The sequence below is a fragment of the Agrobacterium sp. 22117 genome (genome assembly GCF_052045735.1).
GTDB classification, from domain to species: Bacteria; Pseudomonadota; Alphaproteobacteria; order Rhizobiales; family Rhizobiaceae; genus Agrobacterium; species Agrobacterium cavarae.
The window spans coordinates 80,718-106,200 of the sequence record NZ_JBQEPP010000004.1 but is presented as its reverse complement, the minus strand read 5'-3'; the positions used below and the strand labels follow the sequence as shown (position 1 = coordinate 106,200).

Sequence of the window (25,483 nt, the reverse complement as noted above, 5' to 3'; positions counted from 1 at the left end):
CTCACTCCTCGATGGCGGTGTCCGCCCAGTTTGAAACCGCCCATCTTGGATTGCTGGCGACGTTCTTCACCGTATTGCGGGCCACGGTGATGAAGCCCCACTCGGCCACGTTGATGATCGGCAGGTCCTCTTTGACCTTCTGCTGGAACACCTTGTAGAGTTCGGTACGCTGCTTTTCGTCCACCGTTTGCGCCGCCTTGTCGATGATGGCGTCGAGTTCCTTGTTCTCGTAACCGCCCTGGTTGGAGAAGGGCACGCCGGCGGGTGTTCCTGATTTTACCAGGATGGTGGTGGATATGGCGGGATCGCCGCGGAAGACGGTGGGTGCTACCGCGAGATCGAAGGCGTGATCCGTATAGACCGCCTTCTGATGCGCGGCCGCATCGTTGTTCACCAGCTGCGCATCGATGCCAATGGCAGACAGTGCTTGGCGAAGATAGGCGCCGAACTGTTTGGTTTCGTTGAAATACGGCGCGGGCAACAGTTTGAGCGAGAAGCGGTTGCCATCGGCGCCACGCGGATAGCCTGCTTCATCGAGAAGGGCATTTGCTTTGTCGACATTGAAGTCGTAGAGTTTCACGTCAGGCGTATAGAACTGCGGCGCGTTCTTCGGCACGGGACCGGTGGAATTGGTAGCGTAGCCCAGGAACACCGTATCGACGACGAGCTTCTTGTCGATCGCATGGGCAATGGCCTGCCGAACCTTGAGATCGGCAAGCTCCTTGCGACGGTGGTTGATCTCCACCACGAGCTGGTAGGTCAGCGCCTCATAGCCATCGGCGATGACCTTGATACCGGGTTCCTTGGAAATGCGGGCAAGATCCGTCAGCGGCACGGCGGAGAAGGCCGCGAGCTGGATCTCGCCGGCTTCCAGCGCGGTTGCGGCACCTGCTCGGTCCGGAAGCACGCGATAGATGATCTCGTCCAGTTTCGGCTGACCCTTGCCCCAGTATTTTTCGTTGCGCGTCAACCGGTAATATTCGCCGGGCTTGTACTCGGCAAAAACAAAAGGCCCGGTACCGACCGGCTTGGTGTTCAATGGGTTGGTGGCAATATCGGTGCCGTCATACAGGTGCTTCGGCAGCACACTCGTCACCACCGGAAGCGCGTTGCGGATCAACTGGAACGACGTCGGCTTGGAGAAGTGGAAGATGGCGGTATGCTCATCTGGCGTATCGACACTCTCCAGATTGGCAAAGACCAGACGCCCGAGGTTCTGAAGCGGTTTCCAGACGGAGAGGGCCGAGAAGGCCACATCGGCCGAGGTGAAGGGTTTGCCGTCATGCCAGGTCACGCCCTCGCGCAGTCTAAAGGTCGCGCTCAAACCGTCCTGCGATCCTTCCCAGGACGTCGCAAGACGCGGTTCCAAACCGTTCCTGCCGCTGAACGATGCTTCCGCCAAGGGCTCCACGATCTTGCTGGAGATGTAGAATACGCCGTTGGAGGCAACGATCGCCGGATTGAGGTTCTTAGGCTCCGAATCTGCCGCCACGACCAGTCGTTCGCCGCTGCCTGCCGCCCAGGCCAGATCGGTCCGCATCAGCGTGGTGGAGGCTGCGAGCAAGGCTGCGGTTTTTAAAAGAGAGCGGCGCGAAAGGGGGGACGGCGGCATGAGGGACTCCGGGTTCGGATTGTGGGCGGCGTCAAGGTGCCATTTAGGACCATGACGGCTTCAGTGTCCATGGGAAGCCATTGCATTGACAGCAATGTTTTCACGCCGCCTCAAATCCGCGAGGCAAATCTTTTCATCATCATCCAAGAGGCCGCGAAAATCGTTCGCGGCATCAAAGAGGCATGGTCGAGGGCAGAAGGAGCCGACGCCTTATCGCGGCCCCGCTGTCTTGATGGCCAGTGCCTTCAGCACGCTGTCGGCTTCGTAAATCGCGCAGACGATATGATAGAAGGTGCTGGCCGGTGCCGGTTCGTCGATCATCGGTGCATCGGCGGGCCACTTGTCGAACCAGAGGCCTTTCACTGGTGTGTCGAGGAAGGGCCGGATCGCCATCACCGCCCGCGATGCGGAGGTGATATAGCGATGCCGCTCTTCGCCTTCGGTGGCACTGGCCAGGCGAACGGCGGCCTTCAGCCATTCGGTTTGCGGCCAGAAACGAGCCAGGCGATCATGCATGCTGAAATCGTCGAGAAGGCTCATCACCGCGACTTTGCGGCGTAGGCAGATGCCATGGTTCTCCCCGATGTCGAACATCCGCTTTGCCTTTTGAATGGCATCGAAGCTGTTGCGCAAAAGCCCCCATCTGACCAGAAGCCAGGCCCATTCGAACTGATGGCCAGGCTCCATGATGCGGCCTTTTTCGCCGGGTGCTGGGGTCCAATCCTTGTCGAAGAATTCGCGCAGGCCGCCATTCTCCTGATCGATGAAACGCGTCATCGCGAGATTTGCAATCTCATCGGCGACAGCCGTCCAGGGGCCGGTTGGATCGACCGTCTCCCAGGCCAGCATGGCCTCGAAAAGATGCATATGCGGGTTGGAGCAGAGCGGATAGCGAGACGGACTGTCTTCCTCGAAGCCCTGTTCGGAATGGGCATAACGCTCTTTGAGGAGCGAGAGGATGCCGAGCGCGCGCTCGCGCATCTCGTGCTTCCTCTCCGGCAACGCCATCGCCGTTTGGGCCGCAGCAAAGAGGGCGAAAGCCTGATTGTAAAGATCGAAGGACGGATCGATCAGCTTTCCAGATGCATCGGCAAGATTGCCGTAAAGTCCGCTCTCCAGAAGATAGACTTTGTCAAACCAGTCGAGACCGTGATTGATGGCGCGCTGCCAGTCGCCGGTCCAGCCGTTTTCGCCGGCTGCCGCGTAGCAATAGGCCTGGCGGGGCTGCACGCGGGCGCGACGATTATCGCCAAGAACCGGCTTTCCGTCCTGATCGACCCTTTCATGAAAGCCGCCGTCGGGTTTTGCTGCTCCGGCCTCCCACCACAGCGGCAAAGCAGCCTCCTCCAGCCATCGACGCAATGCGGTGATTTCGTCCGTCAGTTGTGTTGTGGCGCTCAAGGTCTGCTCTTCCATGCTGTTTCTCTTTCCGTATTTTGATTCCCTCGCGCCGTCCGTCAAGTCGTCATAGCGGCCGTCGCCCAAGTAGAGAACCATCCGCCCAATCTTGGTCAGACGATAAAGTTCCCGTGAGCCGATCGAGGATCGCGCCGCGACATGCGGCATCACTCTATGCCATCGACAATTCGGATTGCTAATTCATCGCGCTCACGTATTTCGTAACTATGATTGTGCCACATGTGATTCGCGATGTTCGATCCCGGTCAAAGGGGCGTGGTGGGGTGATGAACACCGCCACTGCGACAGCATTGGCATGTGGCATGGCGCTGGCGCTCTCAGGTTGCAATACGCCGGCCGGCGTGCAGCAATCCGGCGGGCCGAAGATGTTGGCGCCGGAAGAAGCACTGATCTTTCCGCCGCCCGGCGGCCCGGAAGTCCTCACCGTTATCAACCGCAATTACGCCAATGCCGTTCAGCAGGACGTGATCCTGCGCTCGGATGCGGCGACCCCTGGTCAGAACTATCTGAAGGTGCAGCTTTTCGGGCCGCAAAAGGCAGAGGATACCGGAAGGGGCGGGCTGTCGGAAAGCAGTCTGCGTGTTTCTTCGATCTCGCGGGAGATCAGGAGCGCATTTCCCGGTGTGGCGATGGCGACGTCTGCCGAATATCTGCAGAACAATTACGGCACGTTTTCCTATGCCTCAGGCAGAGGTTATGGCAACGATGCCTGCATTTACGGATGGCAGCAGATCAGGTCGCCGGAAAGCGCGCGCCAAAGCTTCAAGAATCTCGGTCGCATCAATGTGACGCTGCGGCTCTGCCAGTCGGGTGTCACGACGCGCGATCTCCTGGCGGTGATGTATAACTACACGATTACCGGCAATTATCTGTCCACCAACTGGAATCCTTACGGAACCGCACAGGACCCAGACAAGAGCCTCGGACGTGCCGGCAATCCTATCTATCCCGTATCGGGTGCCGTGCCCATGCAGCCGGGAACGCAGACGCCCATCTCGGCTCCGGTTCGTTCGCAGCCGCGACCTGCGGTGACAGCCTCGCCCGCAGCGGCGCCGGTCGTTGTGCAGCCGCAGCCCACCGTATCCTCCAGGCCGGCTGTCCTCATCCCGTCGCCGGCAGCGCCAAGGGCGGCTGGCAGCAGACCGGCAGACGTGCCCCCGCCAGCGCGGCGTATCGAAACGAAACAGGTCGCCATTCCTTCGCCTGCCTGCGTTGCCGGTCAGGCGAACGGACAAACCTGCAATTAACTGTTTCAGGTGTAACTGATCCACTTGGTCTCTTCGTCGCAGTCAGGGGCCAGTGGCATGAGGCCAGGGAGCGGTCCGCTTCTTATCGACTTGATGTAAAGGTTTGCTGATGAGCAAGGTCATCGCTTTCACCCTCTGGCTGTTCGTGTCAGCCTGTGTCTTGCTGATCATCACATTGCCCGTCAGCTTACAGACGCATCTCATCGCCACGGCGATTTCGCTGGCCTTGCTTGCCACCATCAAGTCTCTGAACGGCAAGGGCGCCTGGCGGCTCATCGGTCTTGGCTTCGGTACGGCCATTGTTCTGCGCTACGTGTATTGGCGCACGACCAGCACCTTGCCGCCCGTCAACCAGCTCGAGAACTTCATCCCGGGCTTCCTGCTCTATCTCGCCGAAATGTACAGCGTGGTGATGCTGGCGCTCAGCCTTGTCATTGTCTCGATGCCGTTGCCGTCGCGAAAGGGCCGTCCTGGTTCGCCCGGCTATGTGCCGACGGTCGACGTATTCGTGCCAACATATAACGAGGATGCGGAGCTTCTCGCCAACACGCTGGCGGCTGCGAAGAACATGGATTATCCGGCGGACAGGTTCACCGTCTGGCTGCTGGATGATGGCGGCACGGTGCAGAAACGCAATGCGCCGAACGGGCTGGAAGCGCAAGCCGCGACCCGGCGCCACGCGGAATTGCAAAAGCTCTGCGCCGATCTCGGCGTCAACTATCTGACGCGTGAGCGCAACGTCCATGCCAAGGCTGGCAATCTGAACAATGGTCTGGATCATTCGACGGGTGAACTGGTCACCGTTTTCGACGCCGACCATGCGCCCGCGCGCGATTTTCTTCTCGAAACGGTTGGCTATTTTGGGGAAGATCCAAGGCTCTTTCTCGTCCAGACGCCGCATTTCTTCGTCAATCCGGACCCGATCGAGCGCAATCTGCGCACCTTCGAAACCATGCCGAGCGAGAACGAAATGTTCTACGGCATCATCCAGCGCGGCTTGGACAAATGGAACGGTGCCTTCTTCTGCGGATCGGCAGCGGTTCTGCGGCGCGAGGCGCTCAAAGAAACCGATGGCTTCAGCGGCGTCAGCATTACCGAGGATTGCGAGACGGCACTTGCGCTTCATTCGCGCGGCTGGAACAGCCTTTATGTCGATAAGCCCCTGATTGCCGGTCTGCAGCCCGCGACCTTCACCAGCTTCATCGGCCAGCGAAGCCGCTGGGCGCAAGGCATGATGCAGATCCTGATCTTCCGCCAGCCGCTTTTCCGCCGAGGGCTCTCCTTCCCCCAGCGGCTCTGCTACATGTCCTCGACATTGTTCTGGCTCTTCCCGTTCCCGCGCACCATCTTCCTCTTCGCGCCGCTCTTCTATCTCTTCTTCGACCTGCAGATCTTCGTTGCATCCGGGGGCGAGTTCCTGGCCTATACGGCGGCCTACATGCTGGTGAACCTGATGATACAGAACTTCCTCTATGGAAGTTTCCGCTGGCCGTGGATTTCCGAGCTTTATGAATATGTGCAGACGGTGCATCTCTTGCCTGCCGTGGTCTCGGTGCTGTTCAACCCCAGCAAGCCGACCTTCAAGGTGACGGCGAAGGACGAATCCATCAGCGAAGCCCGCCTGTCGGAAATCAGCCGGCCGTTCTTCGTCATCTTCTTCGTGCTGGTCATCGCAATGATCTTTGCGATCTATCGCATCTATGCCGAGCCCTATAAGGCGGACGTCACGCTCGTCGTTGGCGGCTGGAACCTGCTCAACATCATCTTTGCCGGCTGTGCTCTCGGCGTTGTGTCCGAACGCGGAGAGAAATCCGCGTCGCGGCGCATCACCGTCAAGCGCCGATGCGAATTGCAGTTGCAGGAAGACGGCCCCTGGTTGCCGGCAACGGTTCAGAACGTGTCCGTCCACGGCATGCTGATCAACATTTTCGAAAAGGATCTGGATGTCGTCGAGAAGGGCCGCCCCGCGATTATTCGCGTCGACCCCTATAGCCCTGGGGCGCCCTCGTCGATGACGATCGATATCGTCCGAACCGTCAAGCAGCAGGGCTTTACCTCGGTCGGCTGCACCTTTGCGCCAAAGGAAAATATCGAACACCGCCTGATAGCGGATCTGATCTTCGCCAATTCAGAGCAATGGACCGAATTTCAGCGCGCACGCAGGGGTAATCCCGGCCTGATCCGGGGCACGATCACCTTCATGGGCATCGCGCTTTTCCAGACACAACGCGGCCTGTTTTATTTCATGCGCTCCTTCCGATCGAGAGCGCGACAGAAGGCTGCGGCAGGAGTTGCCAAGTGATGAGAAAGCCGCTCCTCCTCGTAAGCTTTTACGCCATGTTGTCGGCAAGCGCGTTTGGGCAAAGCGCACCCTTTGACATGTCTCCCGAGCGCCCGGCGAACCCGCCTGCGGCAAGGTCGGCTCCGGTGCAGCCCGCGCCACAGCCAGTGCCAAACGCACCGTCCATGCCGCAAATCCCGGCTGCGCCGCCCGCTGTTTCGCCGCCTGCAATGGTGCCTCCTGCACAGCAGCCGGCACCGGCACGGCTCTCGCCCGTTCCGGTCACTCCCGCGCCATCTCCACCATCTTATCCCCAAGGTGCGCCATCACAACCGCAGACCCAGGCTCAGCCGACGCAGGCGCCATCGCTACCCGTCCAGACATCCGTCGATCCGCGCCGCCGTTACATATTGCCGTTCAGCGAACTCAGCCTGTCCGGTGAGATCGATCAGCGGCAATGGACGATCTACCTGACAGAGCAGCAGGCGCAGGCGGCGCAGGCCGTCACGATCGCGTATCAAAACGCCGTGGTGGTTGCGCCGGAAAGCTCGAGCCTGGAGATCGCGATCAACAATGTGCCGTTGGAGAAAAAGAGCATCGCGTCTCCCGATGCGGAGGGAAGCGTCTCGATTCCCATCCCGCCAGGCACGCTTCAGGCGGGCGCCAATGTCGTGACACTTGGCGTCAAGCAGCGTCACAGGACCGATTGCACGGTCGAATCCACCTATGATCTGTGGACTGATATCAATCCCGCCGGCACCTTCATCACGCTCAATGCCGATGTTGCCAACCGTTTCGAGACGATCGAGGACATCCAGGCGATCGGCGCTGGCAGCGAAGGCCTCACCTCCATCGATATCGTGGCTCCCGGCCTGGCGAACCCGGTGATGGCGGAGTCGTTGCTGAAGCTGTCGCAGGCGCTGGCGCTGCGCACGCAGATGCCCAATCAGCAAATCGCCTTCCACACGACGGTGCCGAAGGAGCGGAAGGCGGGTTCGCTGATCGTGCTGGCCGGCACATCGCGCGAAATCGCCGCTGTCGCAAGTTCCGTTCCGCCGGAAGTCCTGGCTGGCCCGTATGCCGGCTTTGAGAGCAACATCGTCAGCAATCTTTCAGCATTGATCGTCGGAGGCCCGACACCTCAAGCGCTACAAACGGCGATCGACAGTCTCGTTGCCTCGGCCGAACGTCCGGCCGGATCGGTGCGTTCGTTTCTGTCTACACGCAACTGGCACACCCCGGATGCGCCACTGGTTGTCGGAAACCGCCGCCTGGTGCTCTCGTCGCTTGGCGTCAAAAGTGCGGAATTTTCGGGACGGCGCTTCCGCACCGATTTCACCATTGGCATTCCGGCTGATTTCTACGCTGCCGCCTATGGTGAAGCGACGCTGCTTTTGGACGCGGCCTATGCCAGCGACGTGCTTCCCGGGAGCCATATCGATGTCTATGTGAACGGCAATATTGCCTCCACCGTGCCGATTTCGAACCGCGGCGGTGGCATCTTCCGACACCTGCCGATCAAGGTCACGTTGCGGCATTTCGTGCCGGGCGCCAACACGGTTGCCATTGAGGCCGTCATACAGACGCAGGCGGATTCGGATTGCTTGCCGGGAACGACGGCAAGCGGGACACCGCGTTTTGCGCTGTTCGACACGTCCGAATTCCACATGCCCAATTTCGCGAGAATTGGTCGCGCCCCAGATTTGGCCGCCAATCGTGGTGTGATACAGCCCTATCACGCCTCGCAGCAGCCCGTTGCGGTCTATATGGAGCGGATCGATCCGGACGTCATGTCGTCTGCGGCGACGCTTCTCGGCCGTATGTCACTCGCTGCCGGTCAGCCACTCGCGATCGATCTCGTCAGCTCCATTGCTGCCGTGGGAGACAGAGACGCGGTCTTCATCGGTACGCTGGCCCAGATACCGCCAGCACTGGCTGCCCAATTCAACATCGCTCTGGCCAGCCAGACGAGTTGGGGTGAGGGAGGGCGCGCAACGCCACCCGTCGAGCAGACCGATCAGTTGTTTGAAAACTGGCGCGAGCGCGTGGATGGCGGTGTCTGGCAAGGGCAGATATCCTCCTTCGAGGAGTGGATCAGGCGCAACTTCGATATCAGCAGGGACACTCTCCGGTTTCTTCCAGGCGCGGAGCAAGTCTACACACCGCCAGGAAATGTCAGCTTCATGCTGGCGCAGGGGTTGAGCCCCGGTGGCGAGGGTGTGTGGACGCTTGCCACGGCACCGGCCATCGACACTTTGAGATCCGGCGTCAAATCGATGACGGAACTGAAGCGATGGAGCGGGCTCTCTGGACGTATTGCCACCTTTGATCCTGCTGCCGACAAGGTTGAGACGATCGTCGCCCAACAGCAGACCTTCTTCGACACCGGCCCGGCGACGTTTTCCAATTGGCGGCTGATTGCAGCCAACTGGCTGTCCAGCAACACGCTTTCCTACGCGCTGGTGTTCATCGGCTTTTTGTCAGTGCTCGGATGGGTTACCTTCATCCTTCTGAGGCTGTTGGGACGCAAGCCGTGATGACATTTGCCAGATCACTGACAAGAATGGTGTTGTTGCTGGGGGTGCTGATGATCCCGCTGAGCGTCAAGGCAGCCTCCATCAACGCGGCGGACTGGCAGAGCTATCGAGCCGCCTTTCTCGACCCGTCCGGGCGCATCATCGATACAGGCAATAACGGGATCAGCCACAGCGAAGGCCAGGGTTACGGCATGTGGCTCGCCGTTCTTGCCGACGACCAGGCGAATTTCGAGCTGATCTGGTCTTTTACCAAGACCGAACTTCTGGTGCGAGACGATGGTCTTGCTGCCTGGAAATGGGATCCGCAATCGACGCCCCATGTCTCGGACATCAACAATGCCACGGACGGCGATATTCTGATCGCGCAGGCGCTGGCGCTCGCTGCCCGACAATGGGGACGCCAGGACCTTGCAGACGCCGGTCGAGGAATCGCCAAGGCGGTGCTCGACAAGGCGGTGGTGGAGCGCGGCGGTCGAACCCTTCTTCTTCCAGCCGCCTCCGGCTTTGCCGATAGCGACCGGCCGGATGGGCCTGTCGTCAATCCATCCTACTATATTTTTGAAGCCTTTCCGCTTCTCAACGAGCTTTCGCCGTCACCTCTATGGGGCAAGCTTGCGGCCGATGGTCTCGTCGCGATCAACGGCTTTGCCTTCGGCCCGCGAAAGCTACCGGCTGACTGGGTATCCGTGCGCACCAAGCCGCGTCCGGCCGATGGTTTTGCGCAGGAGTTCGGCTACAACTCCGTTCGCATTCCGCTCTATCTGGTCAGAGGGGCGTCAGGCTCGCCCGATCTCTACGCCAGGATGGCGGCTGGCATGTCGCTCGAGGACGGCAATATCGCGACCTTCGATCTGAAGTCCGGTGCAGCCAAGGATGTGCTTTCGGATGCAGGCTATCGCATCATGCCCGCACTTCTGGCCTGCAAAGCCAGCAAAAAACCCATTCCACAGGAACTGAGAACCTACGCGTCAACACTTTATTATCCATCTACGTTGCATCTCTTGGCTTTGTCTTTCGTAGCGCAGGCGAATCAGGAGTGCCTATGAACAAGAAGCCACTGTTGCTGTCCGCTGCCGTCTTGGCACTGTGCGCCGCTGGCATCTTCCAGTCGCGCGATGCGCTTCTCGGCCACGTCAGCGCCGTTCATTCCGCCCCGATGCAGGCAGTCGGGACGCACGCCTTCGCCGCGGGCATGAACAATGCCGACGTCCAGAAGGGTGACAGCCCGCTTTCCCTCGGCACCAAAGAGCCGCAATCCCGCGCTGCCCCCTCGACCAATCTTGCGCAGACACCGAGAACGCCGCAGCAGGCGCCTCAAAACACAAATCCGGCCCCTCAGACCGGCACGGGCGATGCCGCACCGGTCGTCGATGAAAGCGCTCTCCGTTACTTCGCCACACGCGGCGACACGGCGCGTCTTCAAGCTGAGATCGCACGTCTGAAAGCGCTTTATCCAAATTGGACACCGCCTGCCGATCCTACCGCTGCCGCACCCACGGGCGATCCGCAGTTGGACGGGATCTGGCAACTTTATGCCACCGGTCGCTATTCAGAGGCGCGCAAGGCTATCGCCGACCGTCAGGCTGCGGAAGCTGGTTGGCAGCCGCCCGCCAATCTGACCGAGATGCTGGATCTTGCCGAAGCGCGCCAGCGTCTGGTGAACGCCTCTGATCTGAAACAGTATAATGCGGTGCTCGGCGTGGCGGCCGAAAACCCGGGCCTGCTGACCTGCAGCGAAGTCGATGTTCTCTGGCGCGTGGCGGAAGCCTTCGCGCGGACGGAGAAGCCGGCGCGTGCACGCGATGCCTATGGCTACCTGCTGACCAATTGCCAGAATCCGGCGGAACGTCTGGCAACCGTGCAAAAGGCCTCGACGCTTCTGCCAATCGAGATGATGGAAGACCTCCTCTCGCGGGAAAAACCCGGACCGGATGGCCAACTCGAGTTCGAGCCCGTCAAGGACGATCTCGCGCGTCAATTCGTTGCAAAGGCGGGTGAAGACCCCAAGGTCACAGTACCGCCTGCCTATCTCTCCCGCATGGAACGGCTGGCGGAAACCAACAAGCTTGCAAGCGATGCGCTCTTGCTTGGGTGGTACAATGTCGGCCGTGAGAAGATGGACGACGCGGAAAAGTGGTTCCGCCGCGCAAGGGATGTGGAGGATTCCGCCTCCGCCTCGGAAGGCTTAGCGCTTGCGCTGGTTGCGCGTGGAGAACCCCGCGAAGCCGAAGACATCATGTTCAAATGGCGTAGTTCCTCCGATGGTGCGCGCGCAACTTATCTCGCTGCAGCCGCCAACCTCCTGGCACTTGATCCGCCTGTCGCGCTGGAGCCCGATATTCTTCAGCGCATTGCAACGGAAACCGTAGCGCAGAAAGATGCCGCGACCGCACAGGAATTTGGCTGGTATTCTCGCGCCTTCCAGCAGCCGCAGATGGCGCAGCAATGGTTCTCCACCGCATTGCAGTGGAAGCCGGAGGATGAGCCATCGGCCTATGGTCTGGCTCTCACCTACCAGGAGCTCAACAATCTGGCGGAGGTTAGTCGGCTTCAGAGCCAATGGGGTAACCAGTCGCAGCGTATCTTGGAGATCGGCCGACCGACCGCTCAGGCGGGCGTGATCGCTGCCGCGCCCGCAGTCACGACACCTGCGCCCGTACAGCCCCAATCTCGCGCAATGACCACCGCACCGCGCATGGTCTCTCCGCAAGCGACCACCGTCGCTTACGAGCCTTCGCCGCCGCGCCAAGCGGGCGCCGTTCGGGGTGCGCGCCAGTCCGGCCGTTGCTCTGTGAGCCTCAATCCGGACGCGCTTTCTGCGCAGAGTGCACTCCAGCAAGGCTGGTGTCTGATGGAGGCTAACCGGCCTGCCGAGGCGGTGAAAGCTTTCTCCGCGGCTCTCAAGAACGGCGATTCGACGGTTCGCAGTGATGCGGCCTATGGCCAGAGCCTTGCCTATCTTCGCATGGGTCTGACGGACAATGCCGCCGTTTCCGCAACAAAATCTTCGATGGATCGCCAGAAGGCCACCGAGCTTCAAGTGGCAATCCTCACCGACCGCGCGCTGGCGGCCTATGAGAGCAAGCACTACGAAGAGGCGCTGATCCTTCTTGATCAGCGGGCGAGATATGCCACCGAGCGTATCGATCTCATGGTTATTCGCGGCTACGCCTATCTCAACATGAAGCGTTACGGTGAAGCCGTACAGGTCTTCGAGGCTTCTGCGGCAACCGGCAATGCGGATGCGATCCGGGGCCTTGCCACGGCGCAAAATGCCCGGCCGAGCCGCGGCCCGCAGGGCGGCTAGCCGTTTGGCTCGAATAGAACGTTTTCGAGTTACCGGGGCCGTTCTATTCGATAATTTTCATGGAATTCATTGAAAGTTCAGGTGCCGAGCAGTATGTCCGGTCAAGCTACTGCTTGATGAAACGCGACCTGCTGGATGTGAAAGACGCCGATGCTGACGAAAAAGGGTAAATACGGTCTCAAGGCCATGATCGACCTCGCGAGCCTCGATAAGGGGCAGACCGCGTTCGTCAGCGACATTGCCGCGCGCAACAATATCCCGAAGAAGTTTCTCGACGCGATTTTGCTGGAGCTTCGCAATGAGGGCATGCTGCGGTCCAAGAAGGGACCGGGCGGCGGCTATGCGCTGTCAAAGCCGGCATCCGATATCTATATCGGCCAGGTCATTCGCGCGCTGGATGGGCCGCTCGCCCCTATTCGCTGCGCCAGCCGCACGGCCTTTGAAGCCTGCGAGGACTGTTCCGATCCGGCGGCCTGTCAGGTCCGCCGGTCGATGACGGATGTCCGGGATGCCATGGCAGCCGTTCTCGACACGATGACGCTTGAGCAGTTTGCGGCGAACACCGGTGAAGAGCCGGTGAACAAGACAGCGTGATGCAATCGCGCTGCGCAAGCGTCACTCTCGTCAGATCTGAAGATATTGTCCGGCGTGGTAGAGAAGCGGGCGTCCGTCTCCACGGGTAACGGAGAGAACCCGGCCGATGACGATGGCGTGGGTGTGACGCTCCACGACATCCTCTACGGCACAGTCGATGACCGCGAGCGCGCCGTGTAAGCCCGAAGCGCCGCTTTCCAGATCGAACCAGTCGGCTCCTTCATAGCGCTCCGCACCCTTCAGTCCGCCAACGCCTGCAAAGCGGGATGCGACATCCTCCTGTTCGCCGGACAGGATGTTGACGCAGAAGTGGTTGAAGCGCGCGATGACCGGCCATGTCGAAGACGACCGGTTGATGTTGACGATCATCGTTGGCGGCTCCATCGAGAGCGCAGTGGCTGACGTGACGGTCGCTCCCGTGCGATGGACGCCATGACCAGCCGTGATGATGCTGACACTGCCTGCGACCTGGCGCATGGCCGTTTTCAATTCCGCAGCTTCCAGGGCGAGTTTCTCCCGCTCCTCGTGAATGTAAGTCACTGTCGCTGTCATCGTTTCCACCTTTCAGCGCGTGTTCCCCAAGCAGCTCAAACGTAGCAATGCCTTTGCCCACACCACAGCCAAAAGATTTTATTGTTGATCAATTTTGTAGAATGATCCTGGCGTTGTCGTTGCTCAAACAGCGCCTGCATGCCGCGACCGCGGAGTAACGGTCATAGCTGGCTTGTATCGTCGCGGATCGTCGACACGCACGAAGTCATGAAAAATCGCAAGCCGGACTCGACATTGGAGACGGTTTCCACTAGCTTGCTTAAACGATTAAGCAAGGGCGCAAGATCATGGCTTTACAAAAGCCCGCCGCAAATCTGCACGGAATTGCCGCTGCTCTCGGTGTCTCGAGCGCGACGGTATCGAACGCCCTTTCCGGTAAAGGGCGTGTTTCGGCGGAGCTTGGTGAGCGCATTCGTAAGATGGCAGCGGAGATGGGCTATGTGCCCAGTCCTGCCGCCCGCGCGCTTCGCACGGGGCGCAGTGGCGTTCTTGGCCTCGTGCTTCCCGATATCGGCAATCCGCTCTTTCCACAAATCGCTCAAGCCATCGAGAAGGCCGCGGCCGATGCCGGCTACGGTGTTCTGATCGCCGACTCCCATGGGGAGATTGCCAAGCAGACGGATGCAATCAACCGGCTGATCGAACGTGGGGTCGAAGGCATGGTCGTCGTCCCCCGTCGTGGTACGCGGATTGCCGATGTGGATTGCCCGGTCGCTGTGATCGACTCTCCTTCCACGCCCGGCAACACGGTGGCCGCCGACCACTGGGATGGCGGCGTGCAGATCGGTCGGCATCTTGCTGGGCTCGGACACAGCAATGTCGTGATGATCGCCAGAAATTCGGATTCCAATGTGCAGAACGATCGCATCGGCGGCATTCGCGCCGGACTGACTGCTTCTGCCCGAACTGAAACGCTCTGGATCGCGTCGCTCGAAGAGCGCCATGGTGAAGGCTGCCGGCTCGGCGTGGCGGACAAGGTGCGCCAGGGGTTTACCGCCTTTGCCGCTGCATCGGATCTGCATGCCTTGCGTGTTCTCACCGAACTTCAGGATGAGGGTATTGCCGTGCCGGACGAGGCAAGTGTCACCGGCTTTGACGACCTCATCTGGGCATCCGTGGTCACGCCGTCCCTCACCACCATTCGCATGGATATGGCACGCATTGCGGAAGTCGCCGTTACCGCTCTTGTTCGCGCCATTGATGGTGATGACCCTGCGAACCGGCCCGCCGCGGGCGGCGTGGTCGCGGATATTTCCAAAGTGGCGATGGAGCTCGTCATTCGTCGCTCCTCCGCCGCCAATAACGAGAAGCAGACTGAAGATAAAAAACCCACAGCTGGAGAACATACATCATGAAAAAGATCCTTTTCGCATCCGGCACGGCGCTGATGCTGTCGCTCGGGGCCGCGCAGGCACAGGACAAGACCTTGACGATCTCCGTCTATGCCTTCGCGCAGGACGAGTTCAAGGAACTCGTCTACACCCCCTTCGAGCAGAAATGCGGCTGCAAGCTGGTCGTGGAAACCGGCAACAGCGTTGAGCGCCTGGCGAAGATGGAGGCCAACAAGACCAACCCGGTCATCGACCTCGCCATCGTCTCCATGGCGGATGCGCTTTCCGCCGCCCGTAAGGACCTGATCCAGAAGATCGATACCGCCAAGGTGCCGAATATCGAGAAGCTTTACGACATTGCCAAGGATCCGAATGGCGATGGCATGAGCGTTGGCGTCAATCTCTATGCGACGTCGATCGTCTATCGAACCGACAAAATGAAGATCGACAGCTGGGGTGATCTCCTGAAGGACGGTATCGTCGATCACATCGCCTTCCCGAACGTCACCACCAATCAGGGTCCGCCTGCGCTCTATATGCTGGGCAAGGCGATGGACAAGGACACGCCTGATCTCGCGGCGCCTATCGAGGCTGTCGGTGCCAAGAAGGACGATATTGTCACCTTTTATGTGAAGTCTTCGCAACTCGTGCAGTTGATGCAGCAGGAAGAAATCTGGGCCGCACCCATCGGTCGCTTCTCCTGGGCGCCTTTCACCAAGCTCGATCTTCCACTTGCATGGGCAACACCGAAGGAAGGTCAGACCGGCGGCATGAACGTGCTTGTCGTGCCGAAGGGGACGAAGAACGAGGATCTTGCGCTGCAATTCATGGATTTCTGGCTTTCGACCGATGTTCAGAAGGCACTGGCCGACAAGCTGGTGGATAGCCCCACCAACAAGGAGGTCAAGGTCTCCGAAGAGGTGGCGAACAACATCACCTATGGCGAGGAGACCGTCAAAAGCCTGCAGCTCATCCCGTCCGCCGTTTCGCTCGACAACCGCGACAAGTGGCTGTCGGAATGGAACGCCAAGGTCGGTCAGTAATCTTGCGTCGCGCGTCATCCTCGCACCCAACGGTCGAGGATGACGGCTCATCTGTGATCGACCAGCCTGTCGAAGGATAGACCGCCATGTTTCAAAATCGGACCGAGGCTCTGGCGCTGGCCCTGCCCGCCGCAATCTTTGCGGCGGCGGTCTTTCTCGTGCCGGTCTTCATTCTTCTCTCGGAGGGCTTTCGCACCGCCGATGGGTGGACGCTGCAGGCTTACACCACTTTCTTCTCCGACCCGCTAAACCAGGCGGTATTCCTGCGCACGCTGAAACTTGGCGCGCTGGTCACGGTTGTGTCCGCCGTCATCGGTTATGCTGCCGCCTTTGCCATCGTCAGCCTGCCGCCGGGTTCGAAGGGGCATATGATCAATCTGGTCATCCTGCCGCTGATGATCTCCCCGGTGGCGCGCACCTATGCCTGGATCGTCATTCTGGGGCGCACGGGCATTGTCAACGAAGCGCTGAAGTTTCTTGGGCTGACCGATAGCCCGATCCGCATTCTCTTTAGCGAGACGGCTGTGTTCATCGGCCTGTTGCAGCTCTTTCTGCCCCTGATGATCATTTCGCTGATCAGCGCGCTGGAAAACATGCCGCGCGATGTGGTGGCCGCCTCGCGGGTTCTCGGTGCAAACTGGTTCCAGGTCTTCTGGAAGGTCATCATTCCCCTGACGAAGGAAGGCCTCGTCGTCGGTGGCACACTGGTCTTCACCGGCTCGCTCACCGCCTATATCACGCCCGCCATTCTCGGCGGTTCCAAGGTGCTGATGCTGGAAACGCTGCTTTATCAGCAGGTCACGGTTTCCAACAATTTCGTCGCTGCAAGCGTCATTGCCTTCATTCTGATCGTCATGAGCTTTGCGGCCAATATCCTGCTCAAGCGCATTGCAACGGCAAGGAACAGGAAATGACCCGCCATCTCTTCATTCCCCTCACGCTGATGCTGGTCATCGGCTTTCTGATCGGGCCGTTCCTGATCATCGTTGCCGCCTCGTTTTCGGCCGGCGACACGTTGGCCTTCCCACCGCAGGGCTTTTCGCTGAAATGGATCGCCAAGGTCTTTACCGTGGAAAGCTTCCGCAACAGCTTTGCCATGTCGATGTTTCTTGCCATCGGCGGCACGTTTGCGGCCCTCCTCCTCGGCATACCTGCTGCTTACGCCATGTCGCGCTACAAGCTGCCGCTTTCCGAAACGATCCGCACCATTGTTTCGGCACCAATCATCGTGCCCGGCATCATCGTCGGTCTCGCGTTGCTGCGATACTTCGTCGTGCCCTTCGGCATCGGCATCACGCTGGCTCTCTTTCTCGCGCACACCGCCTTGATACTGCCCTATGCCGTGCGCGTGGTCTCTGCCAGCCTCACCAATCTGCGTTCGGATATCGAAGAGGCGGCGGTTCTGCTCGGTTCGTCCCGGCTTGGCGCCTTCTTCCGCGTCGTTCTGCCGAACATCCGCGGCGGCATTCTGTCGGCCTTCATTCTTGGCTTCGTCACCAGCTTCAATCAGGTGCCGGTATCGCTCTTCCTGTCGGGTCCTGGCGTTCGCACGCTGCCGATCGATATGCTGGGCTATATGGAAATCGTCTTCGATCCGTCCGTCGCGGCGCTCTCCTCGCTCCTCGCCTTCCTTTCCATCGGCATTGTTTTCATGGCCGAACGTTTCCTGGGGTTCTCCCGCTATGTCTGACGCACAGTATCTCTCTCTTCAAAATCTTTCGCTCGCCTATGGTGCCACCATGGCCGTCGACAAGCTCAATCTCGATATCCGCAAGGGCGAGCTTCTGGCGCTGCTTGGACCGTCCGGCTGTGGCAAGACCACCACGATGCGTGCCATTGCGGGGTTGATGCCGATTGCAGGCGGTCGTATCGATCTGGATGGTGCCGATATCACCCGTGTCTCCGCCAACAAGCGTGCCGTTGGTCTGGTCTTCCAGTCCTATGCGCTCTTTCCGCATCTGACAGTTTATGAAAACGTTGCCTTCGGTCTGCGGCTTAAGGGCCTGACCGGTGCAGAGTTGGATGCAAAAGTGGCGTCGGGACTTAAATCCGTCGGTCTCTCCACCTTCGCCTCGCGCAAGCCGGCGGAACTATCCGGTGGCCAGCAGCAGCGCGTAGCGCTTGCGCGCTCCATGGTCATGGACCCCAAGGTTCTCCTGCTCGATGAGCCTCTCTCCAATCTCGATGCCCGGCTCCGGCTGGAAATGCGCACCGAGTTGCAGCGGGTGCAGAAGGCGACCGGTGTGACGATGATCTTCGTCACCCATGATCAGGTCGAGGCCTTGGCACTGGCTGATCGCATAGTTGTGATGAAGAACGGCGCAATTGAGCAGATTGGCACGCCGGAAGAGATCTATAATGCACCTGTCTCTTCCTTCGTCGCCGACTTTGTCGGCTTTGAAAACATATTCCGTCTGGAGGGCGCAGAGCTGAAGACGGACGCAGGACGAGTTACGCTTTCTGGCCAGGTTCCGAGTACGGCGGGACTGGCATGGAGGCCGCGCATGGTAACCCTCGGTTCAGGTCCTTTTGAGGGCACCGTGCGCGGCACGTCTTTTGCAGGCAACACGCGGGAATATCTGCTCGACAGCCCTCTCGGGGCCATCAAGGCCGAGGTGGATGCGAGCCTGCCGTCCTATGAGATCGGCGCGACGCTGCCCTTTGATCTGCCCGTCGAAAAGGCGGCATCTCTCAAGGTGTTCAACTGAGATGGGGATGTGGATCGATACCGATATGGGTTTCGACGATATCGCTGCCATTCTGGTGGTGGCAGCGTCCGGTCAGGTTATCGACGGAGTCTCTCTGGTTTTCGGCAACGCGCCGCTCGATCAGGTGCAAAAGAATGCCGCGGGTGCGGCCTTGGCCTTCTCTTGGTGCTTTCCTATCCACGCCGGGCGGGCAAGCCCTGTTCTCGGAGAGATCGAAACAGCGCAACGCATTCTGGGTGAAACCGGCATCCCGACAGTGGGAGCGACGCTTCCAGCATCGGACGATCTGCCCTTGTCGAATGCTTTCGATGCCCTCTGCCAGTGGTTGGCAGAGGGGGCAGGGGAAAAGAAGATTCTGGCCCTTGGTCCTCTGACCAACATTGCTGCAGTCTGCCTCGCCCGACCGGATCTCGCCGCGCGCATTACCGACCTGACCTGGATGGGCGGCGGGGTGACGCTTGGCAATCACACGGCCTCTGCCGAATTCAACGCCTTTGCCGATCCTGAAGCCGCGGCCATCGTCATTGCCCATGGGCTTCCGCTGCGCATGGTCGATCTCGACTTCTGCCGCAAAGTCACCGCCTCTCTTGGGGATGTGGCGCCTATCCGGCAGGCGGGTGGAAAGAACGCAGCGCTGGTAGCCGATATGCTGGAAGGCTTCATCAACATCGCCGTCAGCCGGGGGCGTGATGCCATGGCGCTTTACGATCCTTGCGCGGCGGTGGCCGTGGTTGATCCTGAGAGCGTAACATGGAAACCGGCTCGCATCGATGTCGAACTGCAGGGCAGTCTAACGCGTGGGCGAACGGTCGTGGAAGCGCGGCTTGCCCATGCCGATCGTTTCAATGCTCATTATGCAGAGGACATCGATGCCGAATATGCGCGCAAGATCATCCTTGGTGCACTTGAAGCAGAGGCAAGCCGATGAGTGAAAAGCCGATCATTGCCGATCGCGACGGCATGAATGACGCCGCGCTCCGCGCCCGCGCGGTTGCGGCGGCAAGGGGCGATGCGCCTTTCGATGTTCTGATTTCCGGCGGAACTTTGGTGGATGTGGTGACGGGCGAATTGCGTCCCGCCGATATCGGCCTCGTTGGTCCGCTGATTGTAAGCGTCCACCCCACCGGCTCAAGACAGGACGCCACGCAGGTCCTGGATGCCAAAGGCGGATATGTCGCGCCCGGCTTGATCGATACGCATATGCATATCGAAAGCTCCATGGTCACGCCGGCTTCCTATGCTGCTGCGGTCGTCGCCAAGGGTGTGACCACTGTTGTCTGGGATCCGCACGAATTTGCCAATGTCCATGGACTGGACGGCATGTCCTGGGCATCGCGGGCAAGTCGCAATCTGCCGCTGCGAACAATCTTGCTCGCGCCTTCCTGCGTGCCGTCGGCACCGGGGCTTGAACGGGCGGGTGCTGATTTCGATGCGACGGTGCTTGCCGAAATTCTCTTCTGGCCGGAAGTCGGCGGTGTTGCCGAAGTCATGAATATGCGCGGTGTCATCGAGCGCGACCCGCGTATGAGCGCCATTCTCCAGGAAGGACTGCATGCCGATAAGCTGATCTGCGGCCATGCGCGTGGGTTGGAAGGTGCCGATCTCAACGCGTTTATGGCAGCCGGTGTTACCTCCGACCACGAACTCACATCAGCGGACGACCTGATGGCGAAGCTGCGCGCCGGGTTGACCATTGAACTGCGCGGCTCCCACGATCATCTGCTGCCGGAATTTGTCGAGGCCCTGAACAGGCTCGGCCATCTGCCGCCGACGCTGACGCTTTGCACAGACGACGTCTTCCCTGACGATCTGTTGAAGGGCGGCGGGCTGGATGATGTGGTGCGCCGGCTGGTTCGCTACGGCCTTCGGCCGCAATGGGCATTGCAGGCCGCGACCTTGAACGCAGCAGCACGCCTTCAGCGCAATGATCTCGGCCTGATTGCTGCCGGTCGAAGGGCCGATATCGTGGTTTTCGACGATCTGACGCAGTTCTCCGCCCGCCATGTCCTGGTCAGTGGAACGCCCGTTGCCGAGCAAGGCCGAATGATCGTCGAGATCCCCGAGATCGACGCGGCGCCTTTGAAAGGCTCCATGAAGCTGCCGCTTCGCTCGCCTGAGGATTTTCGGGTGAAGAGCAACGGCAAACGCGTCCGGCTCGCCACCATCGACAGGCCGCGCTTCACGCGGTGGGGCGAAATCGAGGCTGACGTGGTTGACGGCTTTGTCGTGCCGCCTGATGGTACGACGATGATCTCGGTGACGCATAGGCACGGCAAGGCAGATGCCATCACCCGAACCGGCTTTTTGACGGGTTGGGGCGAGTGGAAAGGTTCCTTCGCCACCACCGTCTCCCACGACAGCCACAACCTGACCGTCTTCGGCGGCAACGAAGCGGATATGGCGCTCGCCGCCAATGCCGTGATCAAGGCGGGCGGCGGAATGGCCGTCGCCTCAGGCGGAAAGGTGACCGCCCTGCTGCCTCTCCCGCTTTCCGGCCTCGTATCCGATGCACCTCTGACGGAGGTGGCCGCGGGCTTTGAGGCGGTGCGCGAAGCCGTCGGCAAGGTCGTCGAATGGCAGCCGCCCTACCTCGTCTTCAAGGCCTGCTTCGGCGCCACGCTTGCCTGCAACACAGGTCCCCACCAGACCGATATGGGTATCGCCGATGTGCTGACGGGAACGGTGCGGGAGCCACTGTCAACTTGATGTCGGTTGGGGGACGGGATCTCGGCCCACATTCTCAGGGCTGCTGCGCGCCGGCAAGGTAGCGCGATGGCGTGGTACCAAGCGCCTTCTTGAACATGACGATGAAGGCCGTCGTGGACTCGTATCCCAAGTCGCTCGCCACCTTCTGGACGGTTGCGCCACCCGCCAGTTCCCGTAGCGCGATCACCAGATGCAGCTGGCGTCGCCAACGGCCGAAGCTCAATCCGGTCTTTTCGATCATAAGCCGTTTTAACGTTCGTTCACTGACGGCGACATGCTCAGCCCATTGGCAGAGGGTTCGGCGGTCGCTCGGATTTGCCAGGAGCGCCCTAGCGATCAGGGCGATCTTTGGATGATCAGAGACAGGGAGCTCCAGCCTTTGACGCGGCATCAGCGCGAGCTCATCGAGCATCACTCGCATCAAGCGTTCTACATGCGCGTCGCGCCGGTCCTGTTCTGGAAGCTCCGCTAACCGATGGATCATCTCCCGAAGCATGGGCGAAACCGACAGCGTGCAGCACTCGTCTGGAAGCGTGGCCGCGCCGGGCTCGACGAATAGATACGTCAGACGAGCATTGGGTGTGACCTGATTGCTGTGATGAACGCCGCCGGGGACCCAGAGTCCGCAGTCGGGCGGAACGATCCAGACCCCGCTTTCCGCAGTGCAGGTGACCGCGCCATGGAGCGCCAGGATCAGTTGACCCTGTGGGTGCTGATGCGGGTCTGCCTCGGCCTCATAGTCGGCGAAGTCCATCCTTATGGCCATCGCCGGTCCATGCGCGAGTCTGAGATCGCAAGCGGTACTACAAGGAGGTCGCTTATTCGGAGATTGGCCTGATTTCGATATCATATGGCATTATCTCCAATTCTGCCACGCCACGCAATCCTTTAGTGTCCTGGTCAAACAACTTCAGGAGATAAGCCATGCGTATTGCCGTGGTTGGTGCGACCGGCAGGATCGGCACCAAACTGACCGAAAACCTCTTGGCCAAAGGCCATTCCGTCAAAGCCCTGTCCAGAGGAGGGCCCGCCCTCGATGCGCTTGTCGCGAAAGGCGCAGAACCGTTCATCGGCAGCTTCGACACGGGTGATGGTGAACTTTCCAAGTTCTTCGAAGATGCTGACGCTGCGTTCCTCATGGTCAAAACCCTTTGGACGGCGGAGGATTTTCATGGGCACTATCCCGCGGTAGCGCTCAGGTTCTTCGACGCACTTCGGGATTCCCCGGTGAGATTTGCGGTGAGCCTGACCGGAATGGGATCCGAACTCACTGGCAACACCGGCCATTTCCAAGGCTTCCATATTCTTGACCAGATCCTCAACCGGTTACGGGACATCAAGCTAGTGCACCTCCAAGGTGGCTGGTTCATGGAGGACCTGTCCAGATGGGCGGAGGCGATTGCCAAACATGATAGGATCGGCTTTACGCTTGCGCCCCACGTCAAAGCGCCTTGGGTTTCCATTCAGGATCTCGCTGATTTTGCCGCCAGGGAGTTCGACACGCCGCCTGAAGAGCACCGGTCCGTGAAACAACTGGGCATCGATTACACGATGTCCGAGATCGCCGCGATCATCGGTCGGGCGCTCGGTCGAGAGGTGGATTATCGCTTCGTCGATCCCACCAGTCACGAGGTCGAGACGGTCTTCCGGGAGAGGTTCGGGACGCTAGATCGGTGGGTCTATGACAAGAACACCGCGGCGGCTCTTAATGATGGGCGGGTTAAGTTCCGCGATGATCGCCCGGTGCTGCCCACGACAATGGAAGAGTTCGTCAAGGACACCCTCGGGCCGCTGATCGAGAAAGCACGGACGGATGGTGTCAGACCAGAGACGTTCCTGACCTGGAGTTCAAGACGATAACTGCCTCGTGACAAAAAATAGTCTGCCCAGAACGGTGATCGGCAGCGGCGCTTTCCACGATGGCAGATGCGGTCCGAGCCCGTAGAGCTTACATCTCTTCAGGCTCCGCCCCCAATATGCTGCTACCGGTTCGGCGTCAGCGGGCGCCGAAGCTGCCACGTCTTCTTCCAAATGCACCTCGCCTTCTTGCCGCGTTTGCAGAAGCTTGAGGATTTCCTTCATCAACGCTCGCCCCCGAGGCTCTCGCGCAAGACCAGCTATTCCGCTGCCAGTTCCTGCTTCACCAGGGTCTTCCAGAAAGCAACTCCGGAGGCGATCGCGTCATCGTTGAAGTCATAGGAGGTGTTGTGATGCAGCGCGCCGTCCACCGCAGGGCCGTTGCCTAGCCAGACATAGCAGCCGGGTGCTTCGCCGGCAAAGAAGGCGAAGTCGTCGCCAGCGGTGGAAGGCGGAAAGGCCGTCCGGACTTTCGCCCCAAAGACGCTTCGCGCCGCGTTTAGCGCCCGCTCTGTCGCATGGGCATCGTTGACGACAGGCGGAATACGACGGGTGAACTCGTAGCTTGCTTCGATGCCGAACATGGATGCTGTGCCGCTTGCCAGGCGACCGATTTCTTCCTCCAGCTGATCGCGCACATGGGCAGCATAGGCGCGCGCCGTGCCGCCGATATGCACGAGGTCGGGAATGACGTTCAGTGCATTCGGGTCTCCTGCCTGAAGCGAACAGGCACTGACGACGGCGGGCTGCAGCGGATCGATGACACGTCCGACGATGCTCTGCAACGAGGAGAGAAAGCTTGCCGCAGCGGTGATCGGATCGCGGCCAAGATGCGGTTTCGCCCCATGGGTCCCGACGCCCTTGAAGACAACGCGCCAGCTATCGGACGAGGCAAGCTGCGGTCCTCCGACCACTGCCATTTCGTCCGTATCGAGACCCGGCATATTGTGGAGACCGTAGACCGCATCGCATGGGAAAAGTTCGAAGAGCCCGTCTTCGACCATCTTCTTCGCTCCGCCACGGCCCTCTTCCGCAGGCTGGAAAATGAAATGCACCGTGCCGGAGAAACCGCGATCGGCAGCAAGCGCGCGGGCAGCACCGAGGAGCATGACGGTGTGGCCGTCATGGCCGCAGGCATGCATCTTTCCCGGAACCGTCGACTTGTAAGGTCTCTCCGCCAGTTCCGGCATGGCAAGCGCATCCATGTCGGCGCGCAGTCCGATGCGGCGCGTGCCGTTTCCCACCTGAAGTGTGCCGACAACGCCTGTGACTCCAAGACCGCGATGGACAGCAATGCCCGCCTCCTCCAGAAGAGAGGTGACGATCTGGCTGGTGCGTTCTTCCTCGAAGCCGAGCTCTGGATGCGCATGCAGATCGCGACGCAGCGCCGTCAAAAGGGAGAGCTCGTCGGCGGTCATGGTCGAGGCGGTCATAAGGGAAATCCTTGGGATCTGTGCATTAAAGCCGAGGGACACGGCTCGTCTGTCGATCTCATTTCTAGTGCAAAAGCGCTTTGGATTTAATAGGGCATTTAACAGGAATCGGACGATGGTTCGGAAAAGAGTGATGAGGAAGGACGCGCGATGAAGCCCCACGAGTTCTGGCAAGATCTGCATGAGCCCGGCAGCTTTCCCGAAGACGGGACCAAGGTCGGCTTCTACCCAGTTACGCTGGATGATGGCCGCCAGCTTCGGCTGCCGATCCGGCCGCTGAGCGATGGAGACCATGCGCTCGCCTCGCTGATCATCAATCAGGCTTCCTTCACGGTGCTGGGCGCTCTGGCAGACGATCTTACGGCCAAGCTGAAGTCCTTCGAGCCGGGTGTGGTGGTGGGACTGCCGACACTTGGCCTGACGCTGGCAAGCGAGGTGGCCCGCCGCCTCGGTCATTCGCGCTATGTACCGCTCGGGACATCGCGAAAGTTTTGGTATCTGGACGAGCTGTCAGTGCCGATGTCGTCCATCACCACGAAGCAGGAAAAGCGGCTCTATATCGATCCGCGCATGTTGCCGCTTCTGAAGGGGCGGCGCGTGGCACTCATCGATGATGTCATTTCCAGCGGAACATCGATCCTCGCCGGGCTCTCCCTGCTCCAAGCCTCCGGCATCGAGCCAGTCGTTATCGGTGCGGCCATGTTGCAATCGGAACGCTGGCGCGACGCGTTGGAAAGCCTAGACTCCAAATGGCCGACGCGCGTGCGCGCGGCGTTCTCCACACCCTTGCTGCGAAAAAATGGAGATGGCTGGATCTGACGCCTGGGAACTTCCTGTCTCCTCCGTGGATTAGAGA

20 protein-coding genes are annotated in these 25,483 nt (G+C 60.1%); 15 read left to right on the top strand and 5 right to left on the bottom strand.

Translation table 11 applies throughout. The features are described 5' to 3' along the window. Position 1 precedes the first annotated feature (1 nt). Together ACTJKV_RS12515 and ACTJKV_RS12510 are read right to left on the bottom strand one after the other, a co-directional pair. Positions 2–1,612, bottom strand: coding sequence for an ABC transporter substrate-binding protein (locus ACTJKV_RS12515; protein WP_440598765.1), 1,611 nt, complete (start codon positions 1,610–1,612; stop codon positions 2–4). 210 nt (positions 1,613–1,822) lie between these two features. Continuing rightward, the gene (locus ACTJKV_RS12510; RefSeq protein WP_440598764.1) at positions 1,823–3,028 is read right to left on the bottom strand and encodes an AGE family epimerase/isomerase; all 1,206 of its coding nucleotides are present in this window, start codon (positions 3,026–3,028) and stop codon (positions 1,823–1,825) included. A 269-nt stretch (positions 3,029–3,297) separates the two neighbouring features. Here ACTJKV_RS12510 and bcsN point away from each other — a divergent pair, with 269 nt between their 5' ends. From bcsN to ACTJKV_RS12480, 6 genes are all read left to right on the top strand, one after another. Further along, positions 3,298–4,278 carry a cellulose biosynthesis protein BcsN gene (gene bcsN / locus ACTJKV_RS12505; protein ID WP_440598763.1) on the top strand — a complete coding sequence of 327 codons (981 nt, stop codon included), beginning with the start codon at positions 3,298–3,300 and terminating at the stop codon, positions 4,276–4,278. A 109-nt stretch (positions 4,279–4,387) separates the two neighbouring features. Beyond that, positions 4,388–6,580, top strand: a complete 2,193-nt coding sequence (gene bcsA, locus ACTJKV_RS12500; protein WP_440598762.1) for a UDP-forming cellulose synthase catalytic subunit — start codon at positions 4,388–4,390, stop codon at positions 6,578–6,580. Beyond that, a complete protein-coding gene (locus ACTJKV_RS12495; protein WP_440598761.1) occupies positions 6,580–9,096 on the top strand; it encodes a cellulose biosynthesis cyclic di-GMP-binding regulatory protein BcsB in 2,517 nt (838 codons plus the stop codon). Before bcsA ends, ACTJKV_RS12495 begins: the two co-directional genes overlap by 1 nt. Then, complete coding sequence (locus ACTJKV_RS12490) at positions 9,096–10,142, top strand: glycosyl hydrolase family 8 (protein ID WP_313590482.1); 1,047 nt, start codon at positions 9,096–9,098, stop codon at positions 10,140–10,142. Before ACTJKV_RS12495 ends, ACTJKV_RS12490 begins: the two co-directional genes overlap by 1 nt. Further along, positions 10,139–12,403, top strand: coding sequence for a tetratricopeptide repeat protein (locus tag ACTJKV_RS12485; RefSeq protein WP_440598760.1), 2,265 nt, complete (start codon positions 10,139–10,141; stop codon positions 12,401–12,403). Before ACTJKV_RS12490 ends, ACTJKV_RS12485 begins: the two co-directional genes overlap by 4 nt. Before the next feature lie 150 nt (positions 12,404–12,553). Next, the gene (locus ACTJKV_RS12480; protein ID WP_062423567.1) at positions 12,554–12,997 is read left to right on the top strand and encodes an RrF2 family transcriptional regulator; all 444 of its coding nucleotides are present in this window, start codon (positions 12,554–12,556) and stop codon (positions 12,995–12,997) included. A gap of 30 nt (positions 12,998–13,027) precedes the next feature. Here the strand turns inward: ACTJKV_RS12480 and ACTJKV_RS12475 are convergent, their stop codons facing one another. Next, entirely contained in the window at positions 13,028–13,549 is a 522-nt protein-coding gene (locus ACTJKV_RS12475) for a flavin reductase family protein (RefSeq protein ID WP_440598759.1), read from the bottom strand. 287 nt (positions 13,550–13,836) lie between these two features. On the opposite strand from ACTJKV_RS12475, the gene ACTJKV_RS12470 reads away from it, so the two are divergent. The 7 genes from ACTJKV_RS12470 (at position 13,837) to ACTJKV_RS12440 (ending at position 21,337) form a co-directional block, all read left to right on the top strand. Beyond that, entirely contained in the window at positions 13,837–14,904 is a 1,068-nt protein-coding gene (locus ACTJKV_RS12470) for a LacI family DNA-binding transcriptional regulator (RefSeq protein WP_113226030.1), read from the top strand. Beyond that, positions 14,901–15,923, top strand: coding sequence for an ABC transporter substrate-binding protein (locus ACTJKV_RS12465; protein ID WP_062443566.1), 1,023 nt, complete (start codon positions 14,901–14,903; stop codon positions 15,921–15,923). The genes ACTJKV_RS12470 and ACTJKV_RS12465 overlap by 4 nt, the downstream gene beginning before the upstream one ends. An 86-nt stretch (positions 15,924–16,009) precedes the next feature. Then, positions 16,010–16,837, top strand: a complete 828-nt coding sequence (locus ACTJKV_RS12460; protein ID WP_062423563.1) for an ABC transporter permease — start codon at positions 16,010–16,012, stop codon at positions 16,835–16,837. Continuing rightward, the gene (locus ACTJKV_RS12455) at positions 16,834–17,613 is read left to right on the top strand and encodes an ABC transporter permease (RefSeq protein ID WP_113226032.1); all 780 of its coding nucleotides are present in this window, start codon (positions 16,834–16,836) and stop codon (positions 17,611–17,613) included. Before ACTJKV_RS12460 ends, ACTJKV_RS12455 begins: the two co-directional genes overlap by 4 nt. Next, positions 17,606–18,631, top strand: coding sequence for an ABC transporter ATP-binding protein (locus ACTJKV_RS12450; protein WP_440598758.1), 1,026 nt, complete (start codon positions 17,606–17,608; stop codon positions 18,629–18,631). The genes ACTJKV_RS12455 and ACTJKV_RS12450 overlap by 8 nt, the downstream gene beginning before the upstream one ends. A 1-nt stretch (position 18,632) precedes the next feature. Continuing rightward, positions 18,633–19,559: a nucleoside hydrolase gene (locus ACTJKV_RS12445; protein WP_113226034.1), complete on the top strand. Its 927-nt coding sequence runs from the start codon at positions 18,633–18,635 to the stop codon at positions 19,557–19,559. Beyond that, the gene (locus ACTJKV_RS12440; RefSeq protein ID WP_113267620.1) at positions 19,556–21,337 is read left to right on the top strand and encodes an adenine deaminase; all 1,782 of its coding nucleotides are present in this window, start codon (positions 19,556–19,558) and stop codon (positions 21,335–21,337) included. The genes ACTJKV_RS12445 and ACTJKV_RS12440 overlap by 4 nt, the downstream gene beginning before the upstream one ends. A gap of 34 nt (positions 21,338–21,371) precedes the next feature. On the opposite strand, the gene ACTJKV_RS12435 is transcribed toward ACTJKV_RS12440, so the two are convergent. Beyond that, positions 21,372–22,187 (bottom strand): AraC family transcriptional regulator, encoded by an 816-nt coding sequence (locus ACTJKV_RS12435; protein WP_274103970.1) that lies wholly within the window; start codon positions 22,185–22,187, stop codon positions 21,372–21,374. A gap of 74 nt (positions 22,188–22,261) precedes the next feature. On the opposite strand from ACTJKV_RS12435, the gene ACTJKV_RS12430 reads away from it, so the two are divergent. Continuing rightward, positions 22,262–23,197 carry an NmrA family NAD(P)-binding protein gene (locus ACTJKV_RS12430; protein ID WP_113226037.1) on the top strand — a complete coding sequence of 312 codons (936 nt, stop codon included), beginning with the start codon at positions 22,262–22,264 and terminating at the stop codon, positions 23,195–23,197. A 257-nt stretch (positions 23,198–23,454) separates the two neighbouring features. Here ACTJKV_RS12430 and ACTJKV_RS12425 read toward each other — a convergent pair whose 3' ends face one another. Continuing rightward, entirely contained in the window at positions 23,455–24,627 is a 1,173-nt protein-coding gene (locus tag ACTJKV_RS12425) for a M20 aminoacylase family protein (protein ID WP_440598757.1), read from the bottom strand. A gap of 150 nt (positions 24,628–24,777) precedes the next feature. Here ACTJKV_RS12425 and ACTJKV_RS12420 point away from each other — a divergent pair, with 150 nt between their 5' ends. Next, positions 24,778–25,446 (top strand): phosphoribosyltransferase, encoded by a 669-nt coding sequence (locus ACTJKV_RS12420; protein WP_440598756.1) that lies wholly within the window; start codon positions 24,778–24,780, stop codon positions 25,444–25,446. Positions 25,447–25,483 lie beyond the last annotated feature (37 nt).